The organism is Enterobacter cloacae complex sp. P17RS (assembly GCF_014895885.1).
Taxonomy (GTDB): domain Bacteria; phylum Pseudomonadota; class Gammaproteobacteria; order Enterobacterales; family Enterobacteriaceae; genus Enterobacter; species Enterobacter bugandensis.
In genome coordinates this window covers 33,354-51,466 of record NZ_JADBQK010000022.1, presented here as the reverse complement: position 1 = coordinate 51,466, position 18,113 = coordinate 33,354, and the positions used below count along the sequence as shown (strand labels likewise).

The following is an 18,113-nucleotide window of genomic DNA, read 5'->3' as shown; positions in this document are numbered from 1 at the left end:
ACTTACGGATTAATCGCTACCTGCGCAATAACTTGCTGATCATTAAGTGCGATAACGCTCAGGGTATTTCCATCCAGCAGGCCATAGCTCGCAGGATATCCGCCTTTCGGGATGCTGACCGACCCCGGATTAAAGTGATAAATCTCACCGCGTTTTTCAGCCACCGGAATATGAGTATGGCCGTAAACCAGGACATCGCCAGCCGCGAGCGCCGGGAGATTATCCGGGCCGAAAAGGTGTCCGTGGGTCAGAAACAGGCGGCTGTTTTCCAGCAGAACCTGTTGCCATGGCGCGGTAAGGGGAAAATGCAGCAGCATCTGGTCGACTTCGCTGTCGCAATTACCGCGAACGGCGATAATGCGCGAGGCAAACGGGTTAAGCTTTTCCGCCACCTGCGCCGGGGCATAGCCTTCCGGCAGCGCATTACGCGGACCATGATTTAACACATCCCCCAGAATCACCAGCCATTGGGCCCCGCTTTGCGAAAACAGAGAAAGCACTCGCTCGGTCGCGGGCAGCGATCCATGGATATCTGACGCAAACATCAGTTTCATCCGTCACTCCCTGGTAAAAAAACTCCCCTTATCATACCTGAAGCGTCAGGGCTTATCAGCCCGCGCGCTTAGCGGAGAGTGCCACATAGCGCTGTACGGAGGCTCGCTGCCACTGGAACGCCGCATAGTCCACCAGCAGTTGAGGGACCTCATCGCCGTTGAGGATCAAACGGTTCAGCATCAGCGCCAGATCGGTATCGGCAATACACCATTCACCGAACAGGTTCGGGTTGCCGTGAGCGAGCAGCGAGGTTGCAGTTTCAATCAGCTTTTGCGCGCTTTCGACGCCTTCTGCGCTGAGCGCTGGCTTTTTCACACCGGCAAACACGACATCCGTGGAGCGCTCGACGCGAATCGGCACCAGGTCGCTACGCAGCCACGCCTGGATCTGCCGGGCGCGGGCGCGCTTTTGCAGATCGTGAGGATAGATGCGCTCCCACTCCGGCGGCGCAAAACGATCTTCCAGATATTCATCGATAGCCGAGGATTCGCTCAGTGCAAAACCATCCAGTTCCAGCACCGGCACGCGTCGCGTCAGGTCGTAACCCTGCCACTGGGGTTTGAGGTGTTCACCACCGTCGAGATCGACAGTCTTCAGCGTAAAAGAGAGCCCCTTTTCGGCCAGCGCGACGTAAACGCTCATAACATAGGGAGAAAAGAAATTTGCATCGGACCACAATGTAATTACGGGCTGGTTCATAACATCCTCATCGGCTGATCGGTTTTTACTCAACATATAATCTCTTTGCTTCGCTGTCACTTGATGAAAACTCACGATTTACAACAAGCACCTATACTCATTTGTCATGGCACCACTATTTGCATGGACAGGAGTTGAGAATGATTGACCTTTATTACGCCCCTACCCCAAACGGCCACAAGATCACCCTCTTTCTCGAAGAAGCCGAACTGGATTACAGAATCATCCGCGTGGATATCAGCAAAGGCGAACAGTTCAACCCTGTGTTTTTGGCTATTTCGCCCAACAATAAAATTCCGGCCATTATTGATAGCCAGCCGGCGGACGGAGGCAGGCCGTTAAGCCTGTTTGAATCCGGTGAAATTTTGCTTTATCTGGCAGAGAAAACCGGCAAGCTGCTGAGCGGTGAACTGCGCGAGCGTCACCACACTCTGCAGTGGCTTTTCTGGCAGTCAAGCGGCTTTGGGCCGATGCTGGGGCAGAACCACCACTTCACCGCCTTCGCGCCGCAGACCATTCCCTACGCCATTGAGCGATATCAGGTTGAAACCCAGCGTCTTTACGGCGTTCTGAACCAGCGGCTGGAGAAAACGCCGTGGCTCGGGGGCGACCATTACAGCATTGCCGATATCGCCTGCTGGCCGTGGGTAAATACGCATGATAAACACCGGATTGACTTAGCGTCTTACCCGGCGGTGAACAACTGGTTTGAGCGTATCCGGACCCGCCCGGCCACCGAACGCGCAATGCAAAAAATCCAGCAGGTTTAATCACCTATGAGGCTGGGTGGCTGAGAGGCTCTCATGTATTATGGGCGGGAAATACTGACACGGAGAAGACCTGCAATGTCACAGCCAGACGCTATTATTCGTATAAAAAATTTACGCTTGCGCACGTTCATTGGTATCAAAGAGGAAGAGATTGCCAACCGTCAGGATATTGTCATTAATGTGGTGATTCACTACCCGGCAGACAAAGCGCGGGCCAGCGAAGACATCAATGACGCGCTGAACTATCGCACGATCACTAAAAACATCATCCAGTACGTGGAAAACAACCGCTTCTCTCTGCTGGAGAAATTAACTCAGGATGTGCTCGATATCGCACGCGATCATCACTGGGTCACTTATGCTGAAGTAGAGATCGATAAACTTCACGCCCTGCGCTATGCCGACTCCGTCTCCATGACGTTAAGCTGGCGACGCCAGGCGTAAACCTGGAGGTTGTATGAAGATTCTGCTGACCGGCGGTACAGGCCTGATTGGGCGCCATCTCATTGCGCGTTTGCAGGCGCTGCATCACGACATTACCGTAGTGACCCGCAGCCCGGAGAAAGCGCGCCAGGTGCTGGGCGCGGGGGTCGATATCTGGAAAGGGCTGGCCGATCGGCAGAATCTGGACGGCTTCGACGCCGTCATCAACCTTGCGGGCGAACCCATCGCCGATAAGCGCTGGACCGAAGAGCAGAAACAGCGGTTGTGCAGCAGCCGCTGGAACATCACCGAGAAGCTGGTTGAGCTGATTCGCAACAGCCAGACCCCGCCGTCGGTGCTGATTTCAGGCTCTGCGACGGGCTATTACGGCGATCTCGGCGAAGTGGTGGTCACCGAGGAAGAGCCGCCCCACAACGAGTTCACCCATAAACTCTGCGCCCAGTGGGAGCGCATCGCCAGCGCGGCGCAAAGCGATAATACCCGCGTCTGCCTGCTGCGTACCGGCGTGGTGCTTGCGCCGAAAGGCGGCATTCTGGGTAAAATGCTTCCGCCCTTCAGGCTGGGGCTCGGCGGGCCGATCGGCAACGGGCGACAGTACCTGGCCTGGATCCATATCGACGATATGGTGAACGGCATTATCTGGCTGCTGGATAACGATCTGCGCGGGCCGTTTAACATGGTTGCGCCGTATCCGGTGCGAAATGAACAGTTTGCCCACGCGCTGGGCCATGCCCTGCACCGCCCGGCGATATTACGCGTGCCTGCGACGGCGATTCGCCTGTTGATGGGCGAAGCGTCCGTGCTGGTACTGGGCGGTCAGCGCGCGCTGCCAAAACGGCTGGAAGCGGCCGGTTTTGCGTTTCGCTGGTATGACTTAGAAGAGGCACTGGGGGATGTGGTACGCTGAATATGTTACAGTGATACGCCATGTTCCGATGAAATGGCGTAACAATGGCAACCATCACCACTCCCCGGCTTCATCTCACCCCTTTCGAACCCTCTGACTGGGCGTTCTTCCGCTCGCTGCGCGAAAACCGCGACATCATGCGCTATATGGCCGCGATTGCGCCTGAGAAAGAGACCCGACGCGTGTTTGCCGCACGTCTGATGGCGGAGCATGTCTTCGTGATCCGCTTTCTGAATGAAGATACGCCACTCGGCGATATCGGCCTGCAAATCAGCCCTGAGAATCGTGAAGAGGCGGACATTGGCTACACGGTTGTGCCTGCCGCGCAGGGAAAAGGCATCGCCAGCGAGGCGCTGCGCGCGGTATGTGAGTACGCGTTTAACCAGACCGGCGTGAAGGCGATTAACGCGTACGTGCTGGCAGACAACGGCGGGTCTGTGCGGGTGCTTGAGAAAGCCGGGTTTGTGCGCACGCAGGTGCTTGAAAAGGCGTATGAGATTGACGGCGTGCGGTATGACGACTGGGTCTATCGGCTGGAGTGTGGTGCGGCCTGATGCCCTCACCCGGCCCGTAGGCCCGGTAAGCGAAGCGCCACCGGGCGATTGGGCTGCACTGCGGGCTGATGCCCTCTTTATTTCAGAGATCCTTTAAGGAACTGCTGCAAACGCGGGCTCTGCGGGTTTGCCAGCACCTCGTCAGGGTGCCCCTGCTCTTCAATTTTCCCCTGATGCAGGAAAATCACGTGGTTCGAGACGTTACGGGCGAAGCCCATCTCGTGCGTCACCACCACCATCGTTTTGCCCTCTTCGGCCAGCTTCTGCATGATGCGCAGCACTTCGCCGACGAGTTCCGGGTCAAGCGCGGAGGTCGGTTCGTCGAACAGCAGCACTTCCGGCTCCATCGCCAGCGCGCGGGCGATGGAGACACGCTGCTGCTGGCCGCCGGAAAGGTGTACCGGATACTTCATCTGCTGGCGCTCGTCGATACCCACTTTCGCCAGGTATTTCACCGCGCGTTCCCGGGCTTCCTGCTTGCTTAAGCCGAGCACCTGAACCGGCGCTTCCATCACGTTCTCCAGCACCGTCATGTGGCTCCAGAGGTTGAAATGCTGGAACACCATCGTCAGGCGCGTACGCAGCAGGCGCAGCTGATTCTTATCCGCCACCTTCAGCTGGCCGTCTTTGTCACGCACCAGGTTGATGTTCTGCCCGCTCACCACAATCGAGCCTTCGCTCGGCTTTTCGAGGAAGTTAATGCAGCGCAGGAAGGTACTTTTACCCGAGCCGGATGAACCGATGATACTGATTACGTCGCCTGCGTTAGCCTGCAGCGACACCCCTTTCAGCACTTCATGTTCGCCGTAGCGTTTGTGCAAATCAATAACGTTTAATTTGTTCTCAGCCATCATCTTTCTCAGTGCGTCGAAGAAGGTTTTATATGCTGCAGCCAGCGTTTTTCAGCCTTACGGAACAGGCTAATCAGAACATAAGAGATAATTAAATAGAGCACCGCCGCAATGCCAAACGCGGTAAACGGCTGATAGGTCGCGGAGTTGATATCGCGCGCGATTTTGAGCAGGTCCGGCACCGTGGCGGTAAAGGCGAGCGCGGTGGAGTGCAGCATCAAAATCACTTCGTTGCTGTAGGCCGGTAGCGCAATGCGCAGCGCCGACGGCAGAATAATGCAGCGGTAAAGCTTCACCGAGGAGAAGCCGTACGCGCGCGCGGCCTCGATCTCACCGTGCGGCACGGAACGAATGGCCCCGGCGAAAATCTCGGTGGTATAGGCGCAGGTATTGAGCGTTAGCGCCAGCACCGTACAGTTCAGGCCACTGCGGAAGAACGCATTCAGCATTTCCGTGCCTTTTACGATCTCCAGCGTATACATCCCCGAATAGAACACCAGCAGCTGCACGTACAGCGGCGTGCCGCGAAACACATAGGTAAACAGCCAAATCGGGAACTGAATAAATTTATTGTTCGACACGCGACCGATGGCGAGAAACACCGCCAGAATGCCGCCCATCACCACGGAAGAAATCAGCAGCCAGAGCGTGATCGCCACGCCGGTAAAGCGGTAGCCATCCGTCCACAGCAGGGATTTCCAGTATTCCTGAATAATCTCAATCACAGGTCAGCCCTCTTCACACCCACGGAGTAGCGACGCTCGAGCAGAAGCAGCACACCATTGGAGACGGTCGTAAAGACCAGATAGATCGCGCCGCAGACCACCGCAAAGTAGAACGGCTCCCAGGTGCTCTTGCCCGCCAGCTGAGTCGCTTTCACGACGTCTTCCAGACCGAGCAGCGAGACCAGCGCCGTCGCTTTGAGGATAACCTGCCAGTTGTTACCGATGCCCGGCAGCGCATAGCGCATCATGGCCGGGAACATAATCCGGCGAAACGTTTGTGAAGAGGTAAAACCAAATGCGGTTGCCGCTTCAATGTGTCCTCTGGGAACCGCCATATAAGCGCCACGGAAGGTTTCCGTGAAGTAGGCACCGTAGATAAAACCGAGGGTGATAATACCGGCCACCATCGGGTCGATATCAATTTGTCCCATGCCCATCGCATCCGTCACGCTGTTCAGGGCAATCTGCAGGCCGTAAAAAATAAGCAGCATCAGCACCAGATCGGGTACGCCGCGAATGAGCGTGGTATAGCCTTCGAAAATGAGCGCCAGCGGTTTGTTAGCCGAAAGCTTCGCCCCTGCGCCCGCCAGACCTATCAGCACCGCCAGCACCACGGAGCTGATAGCCAGCTCAAGGGTGACAAGCGCGCCCTGTAAAATAACGCCAGAAAATCCGTACAGCATACCGCGAGCCCTGTCGTATCGTGAGTGGTAAACCGTGTCTTATCCCCTCCCCCAGCGGGAGGGGCCGCACGTTATTTGACGGAGCGATTAGCCACCGTACACATTGAAATCGAAGTACTTTTTCGCCAGCTTGTCGTAGGTACCGTCAGCGCGCATTTCAGCAAACGCTTTGTTCAGCGCCTCACGCAGTTCGTTGTCTTCCTTACGCAGGCCCATACCGGTACCCACGCCAAAGAGCTTCTCATCCTTAATGGACGGACCGCCGAACTTGTAATCTTTGCCTACCGGCTGCTTCAGGAAACCTTCGCTTGCCGCGACTTCATCCTGGAATGCCGCATCAATACGGCCTGCCGTCAGGTCTGCGTAAATATTTTCCTGGCCCTGATAGGAGACGATTTCGATCCCCTTCGGCGCCCAGTGTTCGTTACCGTAGGTTTCCTGCGTGGTGCCCTGCAGCACGCCCACGCGTTTCCCCTTCAGCGACTCGAGGGTCGGTTGAATGTCAGAAGACTTAGCCACTACCAGACGTGAATCGGCCGCATAGAGCTTGTCGGTGAAGGCAATCTCCTGCTGACGTTTCTCGGTGATGGAAAGCGAGGACATAATCACGTCTATTTTTTTAGCTTTCAGTGAAGGGATCAGCGCATCGAGCGGGTTCTCTACATAAGTACACTGTGCTTTGATGCGTTTGCACAGCTCATTGGCCAGATCGATGTCAAAACCCACCAGTTCACCCTTTGAATTCTTCGATTCAAACGGCGCGTAGGTTGGATCGGTGCCAATACGAATTTTCTGCGGAATGGCTGCGAAGGCCGCGGTGGCGCTGGAAAAGGCCAGTACCAGAGATAATGACAACACGAGTTTTTTCATATTTGTCCTCAACAAACTGTCTTCATACGGTTTTTTTACGACGACGGGGTGGGGTTAATGTGCCATTAATCCACGCTGTCAGGCAAAGAATAATGCCTTTCAGACGGGAATTTTTGCATTATAAATGCTTAAGTATGCACGTAGCGACCCAATATGGTGCACAAATCGCACCATATTGAATCATCCACACCCGCGACGCACCACGCTGGTGCGTTAGTCACCGTAGACGTTGAAGTCGAAGTATTTCTTCGCCAGTTTGTCGTAGGTACCGTCTTTGCGCAGTTCCGTGAATGCTTTGTCAAAGGCGGCTTTCAGCTCTTTATCGTCCTTACGCAGGCCGATGCCGGTGCCGTCACCAAAGTATTTTTTGTCTTTCACGGACGGGCCCGCAAAGGCGTAATCTTTACCGGCCGGCTGCTTAAGGAAGCCTTCGCTCGCCGCGACTTCATCCTGGAACGCGGCATCCAGACGGCCTGCCGCCAGGTCAGAGTAGATCAGATCCTGGTTCTGGTAAGCCACCACGTCGACGCCCTTCTCGCGCCAGTTGGCATTCGCGTAACCTTCCTGGGTCGAGCCCTGGAGCACGCCCACATGCTTGCCTTTCAGCGAGTCGATGGTCGGCTGGATCGGGGAACCTTTCGCGGCAATCAGACGCGAATCCGCAGCGTAGAGCTTGTCAGAGAAGGCAATCTCCTGCTGGCGTTTTTCGGTGATGGAGAGAGAAGAGATAATGGCGTCGATTTTCTTTGCCTTCAGCGACGGGATTAACGCGTCGAAGTCGCTGCCCACCCATGTGCATTTCACTTCCATACGTTTGCACATTTCATTTCCCAGATCGATATCAAACCCCACGAAATCGCCTTTCGCATCCTTGGAAGAGAATGGCGCGTAGGTTGCGTCTGTACCGATACGAACCGTCTGTGGAAGCGCTGCGTAGCTACCTGCCGCCGCACTTAACCCCACCAGCAAAGACAGAGCCAGAACCGTCTTCTTCATACATTTACCCTCAAGTACCGTGATTTTATTATGTATTGTGTTGTGTGTTGTGTTGCAGGCTTCTCTTGCAGGTCTTATGCCACATTGCCGTCTGGTCAAAACTTCGACGTTAAATATGTTAATAAAACGTTGCGATATTGCCTTAATGGTGAAAGATAGCAGGTCTGCCGAACGAACCGGAAAGAGAAAAAGGGAAAAAGCGAATTAAATGTCGAGGATATGATCGCCGTTGCATAATTGCCCTGAAACAGGGCAACGTCTCTTTTCATGCACAGCATTTGTGCACAGAATCAGGCTCCCTGCCAGCGGGTGAAGAGGTCTTCGGGCAGGTCGATGTCAAACTGATCCAGCACGCGATTGACGGTCTGATTAATCACATCGTCCAGCGACTGCGGTCTGTGGTAGAACGCCGGCACCGGCGGCATGATCACCGCGCCCAGCTCGGCGGCCTGGGTCATGAGGCGCAGATGGCCCAGGTGCAGCGGCGTTTCCCGCACGCAGAGCACCAGCGGGCGGCGCTCCTTCAGCACCACGTCCGCCGCGCGCGTTACCAGCGTGTCGGTATAGCTGTTCACAATCCCGGAAAGCGTTTTGATTGAACAGGGCAGGATCACCATACCGGCGGTTTTAAACGAGCCTGAGGAGATGCTGGCGGCGATATCGCGGGCATCGTGAACCACGTCCGCCATCGCCTGGACATCGCGCAGGGAGAGATCCGTTTCAAGGGAGAGGGTTTGCCGCGCCGCCTGGCTCATCACCAGATGCGTTTCCACTTCTGCCACGTTACGCAAAACCTGTAGCAGGCGTACGCCGTAAATCGCGCCGCTGGCACCGCTGATGCCTATTATGAGTCGTTTCATGATTTCGCCCTTGCTGAATTCTGGGCTGACTGTGCAGGATTTTGCGGGGAGTTGCAAGTGAGGGCGAGCGCCCTCACCTGCGCAGAGATTAACCTTCGTTGTGCATCTCTAAGCTTTCGAGATCGTTTTGCAGCTGAACGGCTTTCGCATCGTCGTTGCGCAGCGAATCAAGGTAGTCGAGGTACTGCTGGTCAACGTCTTTCGTCACGTAGACGCCATTGAACACGGAGCATTCGAACTGCTGAATCTCCGGATTCTCGGCGCGCACCGCGTCGATGAGATCGTTCAGATCCTGGAAAATAAGGCCGTCGGCACCGATGATCTGGCGAATCTCATCCACTTCACGGCCGTGAGCAATCAGCTCGTTGGCGGTTGGCATATCAATGCCGTACACGTTCGGGAAGCGAATCTCCGGCGCGGCAGACGCCAGGTAGACTTTCTTCGCACCCGCTTCGCGCGCCATCTCGATAATCTGCTCAGAGGTGGTGCCGCGAACGATGGAGTCATCCACCAGCAGAACGTTTTTGTCGCGGAATTCCGCGCGGTTGGCGTTCAGCTTGCGGCGCACAGACTTACGGCGCAGGTGCTGGCCCGGCATGATAAACGTGCGGCCAACGTAGCGGTTCTTCACGAAGCCCTGACGGTACGGCTTGTCCAGAATGCGGGCGATCTCCAGGGCGATATCGCAGGAGGTTTCCGGGATAGGAATCACCACGTCAATGTCGAGATCGTCCCACTCGCGGGCAATCTTCTCGCCGAGCTTCGTGCCCATATTGACGCGCGCGCTGTAGACGGAAATCTTGTCGATGAACGAATCCGGACGGGCAAAATAGACGTATTCAAACAGGCACGGGTTGCTGACCGGGTTGTCGGCACACTGACGGGTGAACAGCTGGCCCTTCTCGGTGATATACACCGCTTCGCCCGGCGCAACGTCGCGCAGGAATTCGAAGCCCAGAGTATCCAGCGCCACGCTCTCAGAGGCAACCATATATTCGGTACGGCCATCGCCGAGGTCGCGCTTGCCCAGCACCAGCGGACGAATGCCGTTTGGATCGCGGAAGGCGACCATGCCGTGACCGATGATCATCGCCACGCAGGCGTACGCACCGCGGATCTGGCGGTTGGTCGCGGCAATGGCAGCGAAGATATTGTCTGCTTCCAGCGGGTAGTGACGGAAGTTATCCAGCTCGCTGGCGAACACATTGAGCAGGATTTCTGAATCAGAGGTGGTGTTAATGTGGCGACGTTTCTCTTCGAACAGCTTCTTACGCAGCTCATGAGCGTTGGTCAGGTTGCCGTTATGGGCAAGCGTGATGCCATACGGTGAGTTGACGTAGAAAGGCTGTGCCTCAGAGGCGCTGGAACTGCCAGCAGTAGGATAACGAACGTGACCGATCCCCATATTACCTTGCAGACGCTGCATATGGCGGGCTTCAAACACATCGTTTACCAGGCCATTGGCCTTACGTAAACGGAAGCAGTTGTTTGCATCAATGGTGATGATACCCGCAGCATCCTGCCCACGGTGCTGAAGCACCGTTAACGCGTCATAAATCGACTGGTTTACCGGCATGAAACCGGCGATACCGACAATACCGCACATTCGTCTTTTCCTCGTTAAGCCACATCTCAGGGTTTATGCCCTGGGCAAAAAACTCGACGAGCTTTGCAGATAGTCAAAGAACCATCTGATGATGAAGCTGAACTCTGGAATGAGCTGCGATTTCTGCCAGTCTTCGCTTTTGGAGAACCCGGTGAAGGTATCCAGGAAGAACAGGATCGCGGCCACAATCAGCACGCCTCGTAATGCCCCGAAACAGATCCCGAGTACCCTGTCCGTTCCTGACAGACCGGTTTTCTCGACCAGCTGACCTATCACGTAATTCACGATAGCGCCGACAATCAGCGTCGCGATAAACAGCACCGCGATGGCGATTCCATTTCGGACCAGTTCATCTTCAAAGCCCGTGAACCAGACAGACAGGTAAGTGTAGTAATGACTGGCAACAAAGAAAGCACAACCCCAGGTTACCAGCGATAACGCTTCACGAACAAAGCCACGGATCAGGCTAACCAGACAGGAAAAACCAATCACCGCAATGATGGCGTAATCAATCCAGACCATATGTGTCCCACGATTAAACGCCCTGTCATCCAGTTCGGGGCGAATTCTAACAGAAAAAGAAAACGTTTGCGTAGGGATTTCCTTCCCGCGCGTAAATAAAAAAGGCGCTGAAAAAATGTTCAACGCCGTGGCTTATCGCCTCTCTCTAAAGGAGCAGGTCGTACTTAGTTCGCGCTGTAGCTCATCACCACACCACTCAGCCCGGAGATCTGCTTCAGCTCGCCCAGCGACCCTTTCAGCTTGTCTTTCGACGCCTCCGGCCCCACGAGGATACGGGTAATTTTACCCTGTACCGGCGTGGAAGGTGAAGTGTAAACGCGATAGCCCGCGCTGCGCAGTTTACCCACAACCTCGTTGACTTTATCGGCGTTTTTCAGCGCCCCCAGCTGCACAACGTAGGCTTTGCCGGTCGGCGCTGCGTCTTGCTTCGCAGGTGGTGGAGTTTCAGACGCTGCAGCCAGCTGCTCTGCTGCTTTATCTCGCTGTTGCTGAGGCTTCGGCTGCGGTTTTTCTACCGGCTTCGGTTTTTCAACAGGCTTAGGCTTCTCTACCGGTACCGGATCGATCTCGATGTTGTTATTCGCCGCCAGACGCGACGGGTCGAGTGACGGTGCAGCGGCATCGCCCGCGCGAACTTCTTCCGCCGCCCCTTCAGGCGGCTGAGCAGGCAGCGCCTGGGTCGCCGCAGGCAGCATATCCGGCTCATCGCGGTCGCCCGGCTTCGGCACCAGCGGAATGGCTGCAAACTCGTCCTGATAATGTTTTTTCTGCCCGTCGAGCAGCCCGGGAAGAATAATCACCCCGAGCGCGACCAGCACAATGGTTCCTGTTAAACGGTTCTGAAACTTACTCGCCACCGGTTCTCCCCGCGTCCATCACTTCCATGACATGTGCCACCGTGTGGAAAGAGCCACACACCAGCACGGTATCTTCTGGTTTAGCATCCGCCATCGCGGCATGCCAGGCCTGCGCCACGCTACTGTAGATTGCACCTTTACCGAGATGTTCCATCAACTCCTCAGCAGTCGCACCGCGCGGCCCCTCCAGAGGAGCACAATACCAGCTATCGACCACACTCTCCATGCAGGCCAGCGTGCCGCCGATATCTTTATCATGAAGCATACCGATAACCGCCAGCACGCGCCCGGTTTTTGGTAACGATTTGAGACGTCCTGCGAGATACGCCGCCGCATGCGGGTTGTGCGCCACATCCAGAATCAGACGCGGTGACTCGCTGACTATCTGGAAACGACCCGGCAGCAGCGCATTCTGAATGCCGTCACGGATCGCCTGCTCACTTACAGCTAATCCGCTGGCGCGCAGTGCCGCCAGCGCGGTTGCCGCGTTAGGCTGTGGCACCTGCGGCAGCGGCAGATTCTCCAGCACGCCCTGCGCATCGCTGAAGCGCCAGCCATTACCCTGCACCTCATACTGCCAGTCAACGCCTCGGCGCAACAGATGTGCGCCCTTCTCTTTCGCCACGTCGGCAATGGTATGTGGCATGTCCGGCTCGCCCACCACGGCGGGCTTATTCGCCCGGAAAATACCGGCCTTCTCGCGGCCAATGCTTTCACGGTCCGGGCCCAGCCAGTCGGTATGATCCAGCGCGATGCTGGTGACCACCGCCACGTCCGCATCCACCATATTGGTGGCATCCAGACGCCCGCCCAGCCCCACTTCCAGGATCACCACGTCCAGCTGCGCCTGTTTGAACAGCCACAGCGCCGACAGGGTGCCGTATTCAAAATAGGTTAATGAGGTTTCCCCGCGCGCCGCTTCGATAGCCGCGAACGACGCCGTATGGGCAGATTCCGCCAGCTCGGTGTTCTGCACCCGCACGCGCTCGGTATAGCGCACCAGATGCGGTGAGCTGTAAACGCCAACCTTGTACCCCGCCGCCATCAGGACTGACTCCAGCGTGCGGCAGGTCGTCCCTTTACCGTTAGTACCTGCAACGGTGAACACGAACGGAGCCGGTTTCAGCACGTCGAGACACGCGGCAACCTGGCTTACGCGCTCAAGGCCCATATCGATGGTTTTACTGTGCAGGTTTTCCAGATAAGAAAGCCACGCGGCCAGGGGCGACGTGGCTTGGGGAATGCTTTTATTTTCCATAATGCCCGGTTGTCATTAACAGGTTATAAAGCAAAAGGGCAGCGCCATCTGGCCCTGCCCTTTTCAGTTATCAGGCCTCGGGTTCCTGATCCGGTACCACCACGCCTTCGCGCGGCTCATCCGGGTTAGGCGCTGGCAGATTCATCAGCTTCGCCAGAATGCTGGCCAGTTTCAGGCGCATTTCCGGACGGCGGACGATCATATCGATAGCGCCTTTCTCAATGAGGAACTCACTGCGCTGGAAGCCCGGCGGCAGTTTTTCACGAACGGTCTGCTCGATGACGCGAGGACCGGCAAAGCCGATCAGCGCTTTTGGCTCAGCGATGTTCAGGTCACCCAGCATCGCGAAGCTTGCGGAGACGCCACCCATGGTTGGGTCGGTCAGCACGGAGATGTACGGCAGACCGCGCTCCTGCATTTTCGCCAGCGCTGCAGAGGTTTTCGCCATCTGCATCAGGGACATCAGCGCTTCCTGCATACGCGCACCACCGGAGGCGGAGAAGCAGATCAGCGGGCAGTTGTCTTCCAGCGCCTGCTCTACGGCACGCACGAAACGCGCGCCGACCACGGAGCCCATTGAGCCGCCCATAAAGGAGAACTCAAACGCAGCGGCAACCACCGGCATCTCGTGCAGGGTGCCCTTCATGACGATCAGCGCGTCTTTCTCGCCGGTTTCTTTCTGTGCAGAGGCCAGACGATCTTTGTATTTTTTGGAATCGCGGAACTTCAGCACGTCTTTTGGCTCAAGCTCGCTGCCCAGTTCTACCAGAGAACCTTCGTCCAGCAGGCTATGCAGGCGGTTGCGCGCCGACATACGCATGTGGTGGTCACACTTCGGACACACCTCAAGATTGCGTTCCAGCTCTGCGCGATACAGAACCTGGCCGCAGCTATCACACTTCGTCCATACCCCTTCAGGAATGCTCGCTTTGCGCGTCGGGGTAATGTTGCTTTTAATTCGTTCAATCCAGCTCATTGATAACCTTTCTGCCTGAACCTGGTCGTATGCCAGTTTTGCTATAAGAGGCGAATAATGCCATTTTTGCCTCCAACAGACCATGAATGTTGCACATTAAAACATAACAGCCCGAAACTTTGGATAAAAAAGTGGTCGAACCGCCAGCGTGCATTTACTTCGCTTGCTTTGCTGCCGCGCGTTTGTGACGAATGATTTCGATAACACCCGGCAGCACGGAAAGCACAATAATCGCTACAATCAGTAACTTAAGGTTTTCCTGAACCACCGGCAAGTCGCCAAACAGATAGCCTGCATAGGTAAAGAGCAACACCCAAAGCAGTGCGCCCACCACGTTATACATTGCAAAATGACGATAGGACATATGGCCCATTCCCGCCACAAACGGCGCAAATGTGCGCACAATAGGCACAAAACGCGCAAGGATAATGGTTTTTCCACCATGACGTTCATAGAAGGCATGGGTCTTGTCTAAATAGCTGCGGCGGAAAATTTTCGAGTCCGGATTACTGAACAACCGCTCACCGAACACCCGGCCAATCGTATAATTGACTGCATCCCCGACAATCGCGGCAATCACCATCAACACCACCATCAGATGCACGTTCAAATCATTGGTGGGCAGCGCCGACAACGCACCGGCCACAAACAGCAGCGAGTCTCCCGGCAGGAACGGGGTAACGACCAGACCGGTTTCACAGAACAGAATCAGGAACAGAATGGCGTAAACCCAGACGCCGTACTGCGCGACCAGCTCCGCCAGGTGAACATCAATATGCAGAATGAAATCAATCAGAAAACGTATTACGTCCATATTGTCTAAGCCTTAATTGCACCTTTGTTTAGTCCGCTAAAAACAGCGGGCCCATTGGCGGTTTTGGCAGGTCAAACCGATCCGGATAGTCTACCGAGACCAGATAAAGCCCTTCCGCTTTCGCCGTTGCTGCCGCAAGCGTTCTGTCCTTCGCTGCCAGCAGTTCTGCAATCCAGCTCTCCGGCTGGTGTCCGGCGCCCACTTCCATCAGGCTGCCTACAATATTCCGCACCATATGATGTACAAAGGCATTGGCTTTGATATCCACCACCACATACGCGCCATAACGACTGACGTTAATGTGCATGACGTTACGCCACGGCGTACGGGACTGACACTGCACCGCACGAAACGACGTAAAGTCATTTTCACCAATCAGACACTGCGCCGCGCGATGCATGCGTTCTGCATCGAGCGGTTCATAAAAATGCGTCACGCCCTGGCTTAACACCGCCGGGCGCAGACGCTGGTTGTAGATGACATAGCGATAGCGACGCGCCGTTGCGCTGAAGCGCGCGTGAAAATCATCCGGCACAGCTTTCACCCAACGCACCGCGATGTCACCAGGTAAATTCGCATTTACACCCAGCGTCCAGGCGGCATCCTTACGCACGGCGGTGGTTTCAAAGTGAACCACCTGCCCCGTGCCATGAACACCCGCGTCCGTTCGCCCCGCGCACAGGACGTTAATCGGCTCGTTTGCCACCTGAGAGAGCGCTTTCTCCAGCTTTTCCTGAACGCTGCGCACCTCATTCTGACGCTGCCAGCCATAATATTTACTGCCATCGTACTCAATACCGAGGGCAATTTTATGAACCGGCTTTTGATCCACTTCGGACATCAGTACAGATACTCCTGCACCAGCTTCTCGGCGATCTTGACCGCCATCAGCGCGCCGCCAAAGCGAACGTTATCGGCAACGGACCAGAACTGGACCTGCTCCGGCATACCGTAGTCGTTACGCACGCAGCCAACGGAAAGATGCGCGCTGCCGGTGGCGTCGCCCACCTGGGTCGGGAACTCGCTCTCTTCGGAAAGGACGATATCTTCACCGCGGCCAAACGCATCGCGGGCCTCTTCTGCCGCCAGCGGACGCAGGGCTTCAAAGCCGACCATCTGCGCGTGGCCGTAGAAGACCGGGGACTGTACGACGCTGGCGGAAATCATCAGCCCCTCGTCCTGCAGAATCTTGCGCGCTTCGTCGACGAGACGACGCTCTTCGCGCACGGAACCTTCACGATCCGGCAGCAGCGGCAGCATGTTGAACGCCAGCTGGCGGCCAAAGAAATCATCTTCGTCGATCGGGATGCCATTCAGCAGCTTCGCACTCTGCCCGGCCAGCGCGTCAACGGCCTTTTTACCGTTCGCCGACGCGGACAGAAGGCTGGTGACGGTAATGCGCGACAGGCCGCCGTCGTCAATCAGCGGTTTCAGGGCAGTCAGCAGCTGGCTGGTCAGGCTGTTCGGTACCGCGATAACGTTACGGTTGCGGTAGTCAGCCAGCACAAACGGATTGACGTCCGGGACCACCAGCGGCACGTCCGGCTCCAGGGAGAACAGACCGCTCAGGTCGATCACCAGACAGCCCGAATTGGTCGCCTCTTCAATGTAAGACGCCGTGGCTTCAGCACCTGCGGCAAAAAACGCCAGCTGCGCCTGGGTCCAGTCAAACGTGGCCGCATCCTGAACCATCACGGATTTACCGCCAAAACGCAGATGTTCGCCCGCGCTGTCGGTGCGCGCCAGCGCATAGATATCTCCCACCGGGAACTGACGCTCGGCAAGAGTTTCGAGCAGGGCTTCGCCCACGGCACCCGTGGCACCTAAAATGGCAATATTCCAGCCTTCAGACATGGTGGTTTACTCCAGAAATAAAAAAGCGTCCCTGTCGGCGTATCCGACAGGGAGCATTAAGAAGACATTAATGCGCCGGGTGATGAACGGCGTTAAAACCCAGTTTCTTGAGCAACGTCGCAGCCGCTGCGTCGTCGCACATCACATACAGGGAAGACCACTCGCGGCGCTCAACGTAGTTCTTGCGCAGCTTATCAAATTCACCCGGGATCCCCGCCACCTTACGCAGCAGCGCATCGTCGCGGCGCACATCATACACCAAATGCACCAGCCTTTTCAGCGTTGCCTGATCGAGCGGGCCACGCAGGGTAATGCGGCCAAATTCAGGCGCGGGGAGTAAAGTATCAAGCGCCACCTGCTGCGGATGGCCGATAAAGGCGCTGTAGGCTTCAAACACCTGCGTCGTGCCGCGCGCTTTGCCTTCAAGCGTATAGCCCGCAATATGCGCGGTGGCAACGTCAACCTTGTTCAGCAACTCAACGTTGAGATCCGGCTCCGGCTCCCAGACGTCCAGCACCACGCTGAGATCGTGTCCTTCATTCAGACATTTCAGCAGCGCGGCATTATCCACCACCGGGCCACGGCAGGCATTAATCAGAATAGTGCCAGCCTTCAGACGGCGAATCAGCGCCTCGTCCGCCAGATGCAGGGACTTATACGGCCCCTCTTTAAACAGCGGCGTGTGGAACGTCAGCACATCGCACTGTTCAACCAGCTCATCCAGCGCGCGGAAATCCTCGTCGTCACCGTTGTCTTTACGCGGCGGATCGCACAGCAGCGTGCGGATACCTAACGCTTCAAGGCGCTTTTGCAGACGCCCGCCGACGTTACCCACGCCGACAATCCCCACGGTGCGGTCTTTCAGCGCAAAACCATCGCGCTCGGCCAGCATCAGCAGCGAGGAGAAAACGTATTCCACGACGGCAATGGCATTACAGCCCGGCGCGGCGGAAAAACCGATTCCGGCCTGCTTCAGCCACTGATCATCCACATGATCGGTCCCTGCCGTTGCGGTTCCGACAAACTTAATCGCTTTACCGGCAAGCAACGCCTCATTTACTTTGGTCACCGAGCGCACCATCAGCGCGTCTGCGTCATCCAGTTCGTTAACCGGGATCGGGCGACCAGGGACAGCCTTAACGTCGCCGAGGCGGCTAAACAGCTCGCGGGCGTAAGGCATATTTTCATCAACGAGGATTTTCACGTCTGAGTACCTGTTTGAGAGGAAGAAAACCTGCCAAGTGTGCCATAATCTGGCCGCCAGGCATATACGTATGCCGGGTTTACGCTGAGTTTTGACTTTAAGGATTTT

The 18,113-nt window shown here is 56.2% G+C and carries 21 protein-coding genes; 4 read left to right on the top strand and 17 right to left on the bottom strand.

Going from position 1 to position 18,113, the window contains the following annotated elements:
• Positions 1-2 precede the first annotated feature (2 nt).
• Together yfcE and yfcF are read right to left on the bottom strand one after the other, a co-directional pair.
• A complete protein-coding gene (yfcE, locus tag IM265_RS16385; protein WP_028013947.1) occupies positions 3-554 on the bottom strand; it encodes a phosphodiesterase in 552 nt (183 codons plus the stop codon).
• A 55-nt stretch (positions 555-609) separates the two neighbouring features.
• Positions 610-1,254 (bottom strand): glutathione transferase, encoded by a 645-nt coding sequence (gene yfcF, locus IM265_RS16380; RefSeq protein WP_063943400.1) that lies wholly within the window; start codon positions 1,252-1,254, stop codon positions 610-612.
• A 140-nt stretch (positions 1,255-1,394) separates the two neighbouring features.
• Between yfcF and yfcG the strand changes: the two genes are divergently transcribed.
• From yfcG to IM265_RS16360, 4 genes are all read left to right on the top strand, one after another.
• Entirely contained in the window at positions 1,395-2,024 is a 630-nt protein-coding gene (gene yfcG, locus IM265_RS16375; protein ID WP_028013949.1) for a GSH-dependent disulfide bond oxidoreductase, read from the top strand.
• Between the two features lie 75 nt (positions 2,025-2,099).
• Positions 2,100-2,468, top strand: a complete 369-nt coding sequence (folX, locus tag IM265_RS16370) for a dihydroneopterin triphosphate 2'-epimerase (protein ID WP_028013950.1) — start codon at positions 2,100-2,102, stop codon at positions 2,466-2,468.
• Between the two features lie 13 nt (positions 2,469-2,481).
• Entirely contained in the window at positions 2,482-3,375 is an 894-nt protein-coding gene (locus IM265_RS16365; protein ID WP_193030425.1) for a TIGR01777 family oxidoreductase, read from the top strand.
• A 44-nt stretch (positions 3,376-3,419) separates the two neighbouring features.
• Positions 3,420-3,929: a GNAT family N-acetyltransferase gene (locus tag IM265_RS16360; RefSeq protein ID WP_028013952.1), complete on the top strand. Its 510-nt coding sequence runs from the start codon at positions 3,420-3,422 to the stop codon at positions 3,927-3,929.
• A gap of 77 nt (positions 3,930-4,006) precedes the next feature.
• On the opposite strand, the gene hisP is transcribed toward IM265_RS16360, so the two are convergent.
• From hisP to pdxB, 15 genes are all read right to left on the bottom strand, one after another.
• Complete coding sequence (gene hisP, locus IM265_RS16355) at positions 4,007-4,780, bottom strand: histidine ABC transporter ATP-binding protein HisP (RefSeq protein WP_028016220.1); 774 nt, start codon at positions 4,778-4,780, stop codon at positions 4,007-4,009.
• Positions 4,781-4,788: 8 nt separating this feature from the next.
• Entirely contained in the window at positions 4,789-5,505 is a 717-nt protein-coding gene (locus IM265_RS16350) for an ABC transporter permease (RefSeq protein ID WP_028013953.1), read from the bottom strand.
• Positions 5,502-6,188 (bottom strand): histidine ABC transporter permease HisQ, encoded by a 687-nt coding sequence (locus IM265_RS16345; protein ID WP_028013954.1) that lies wholly within the window; start codon positions 6,186-6,188, stop codon positions 5,502-5,504. Before IM265_RS16345 ends, IM265_RS16350 begins: the two co-directional genes overlap by 4 nt.
• An 87-nt stretch (positions 6,189-6,275) precedes the next feature.
• A complete protein-coding gene (gene hisJ, locus IM265_RS16340) occupies positions 6,276-7,058 on the bottom strand; it encodes a histidine ABC transporter substrate-binding protein HisJ (protein WP_047367997.1) in 783 nt (260 codons plus the stop codon).
• Between the two features lie 213 nt (positions 7,059-7,271).
• Positions 7,272-8,054, bottom strand: a complete 783-nt coding sequence (argT, locus tag IM265_RS16335) for a lysine/arginine/ornithine ABC transporter substrate-binding protein ArgT (RefSeq protein WP_028013956.1) — start codon at positions 8,052-8,054, stop codon at positions 7,272-7,274.
• 290 nt (positions 8,055-8,344) lie between these two features.
• Positions 8,345-8,914 (bottom strand): UbiX family flavin prenyltransferase, encoded by a 570-nt coding sequence (locus IM265_RS16330; protein WP_028013957.1) that lies wholly within the window; start codon positions 8,912-8,914, stop codon positions 8,345-8,347.
• A gap of 88 nt (positions 8,915-9,002) precedes the next feature.
• Positions 9,003-10,520, bottom strand: coding sequence for an amidophosphoribosyltransferase (purF, locus tag IM265_RS16325; RefSeq protein ID WP_014884664.1), 1,518 nt, complete (start codon positions 10,518-10,520; stop codon positions 9,003-9,005).
• A gap of 33 nt (positions 10,521-10,553) precedes the next feature.
• Positions 10,554-11,042: a colicin V production protein gene (gene cvpA / locus IM265_RS16320; RefSeq protein ID WP_000262116.1), complete on the bottom strand. Its 489-nt coding sequence runs from the start codon at positions 11,040-11,042 to the stop codon at positions 10,554-10,556.
• A gap of 164 nt (positions 11,043-11,206) precedes the next feature.
• Positions 11,207-11,899 (bottom strand): cell division protein DedD, encoded by a 693-nt coding sequence (gene dedD / locus IM265_RS16315; RefSeq protein WP_045259684.1) that lies wholly within the window; start codon positions 11,897-11,899, stop codon positions 11,207-11,209.
• Positions 11,889-13,157: a bifunctional tetrahydrofolate synthase/dihydrofolate synthase gene (folC, locus tag IM265_RS16310; RefSeq protein WP_193030423.1), complete on the bottom strand. Its 1,269-nt coding sequence runs from the start codon at positions 13,155-13,157 to the stop codon at positions 11,889-11,891. Before folC ends, dedD begins: the two co-directional genes overlap by 11 nt.
• A 70-nt stretch (positions 13,158-13,227) precedes the next feature.
• Positions 13,228-14,133, bottom strand: a complete 906-nt coding sequence (gene accD, locus IM265_RS16305; RefSeq protein WP_003861408.1) for an acetyl-CoA carboxylase, carboxyltransferase subunit beta — start codon at positions 14,131-14,133, stop codon at positions 13,228-13,230.
• A 154-nt stretch (positions 14,134-14,287) separates the two neighbouring features.
• Entirely contained in the window at positions 14,288-14,947 is a 660-nt protein-coding gene (locus IM265_RS16300; protein WP_008502599.1) for a DedA family protein, read from the bottom strand.
• A 28-nt stretch (positions 14,948-14,975) separates the two neighbouring features.
• A complete protein-coding gene (gene truA, locus IM265_RS16295) occupies positions 14,976-15,788 on the bottom strand; it encodes a tRNA pseudouridine(38-40) synthase TruA (RefSeq protein ID WP_028013961.1) in 813 nt (270 codons plus the stop codon).
• Entirely contained in the window at positions 15,788-16,801 is a 1,014-nt protein-coding gene (locus IM265_RS16290) for an aspartate-semialdehyde dehydrogenase (RefSeq protein ID WP_041908894.1), read from the bottom strand. The genes truA and IM265_RS16290 overlap by 1 nt, the downstream gene beginning before the upstream one ends.
• 67 nt (positions 16,802-16,868) lie before the next feature.
• A complete protein-coding gene (gene pdxB, locus IM265_RS16285) occupies positions 16,869-18,005 on the bottom strand; it encodes a 4-phosphoerythronate dehydrogenase PdxB (protein ID WP_193030421.1) in 1,137 nt (378 codons plus the stop codon).
• Positions 18,006-18,113 lie beyond the last annotated feature (108 nt).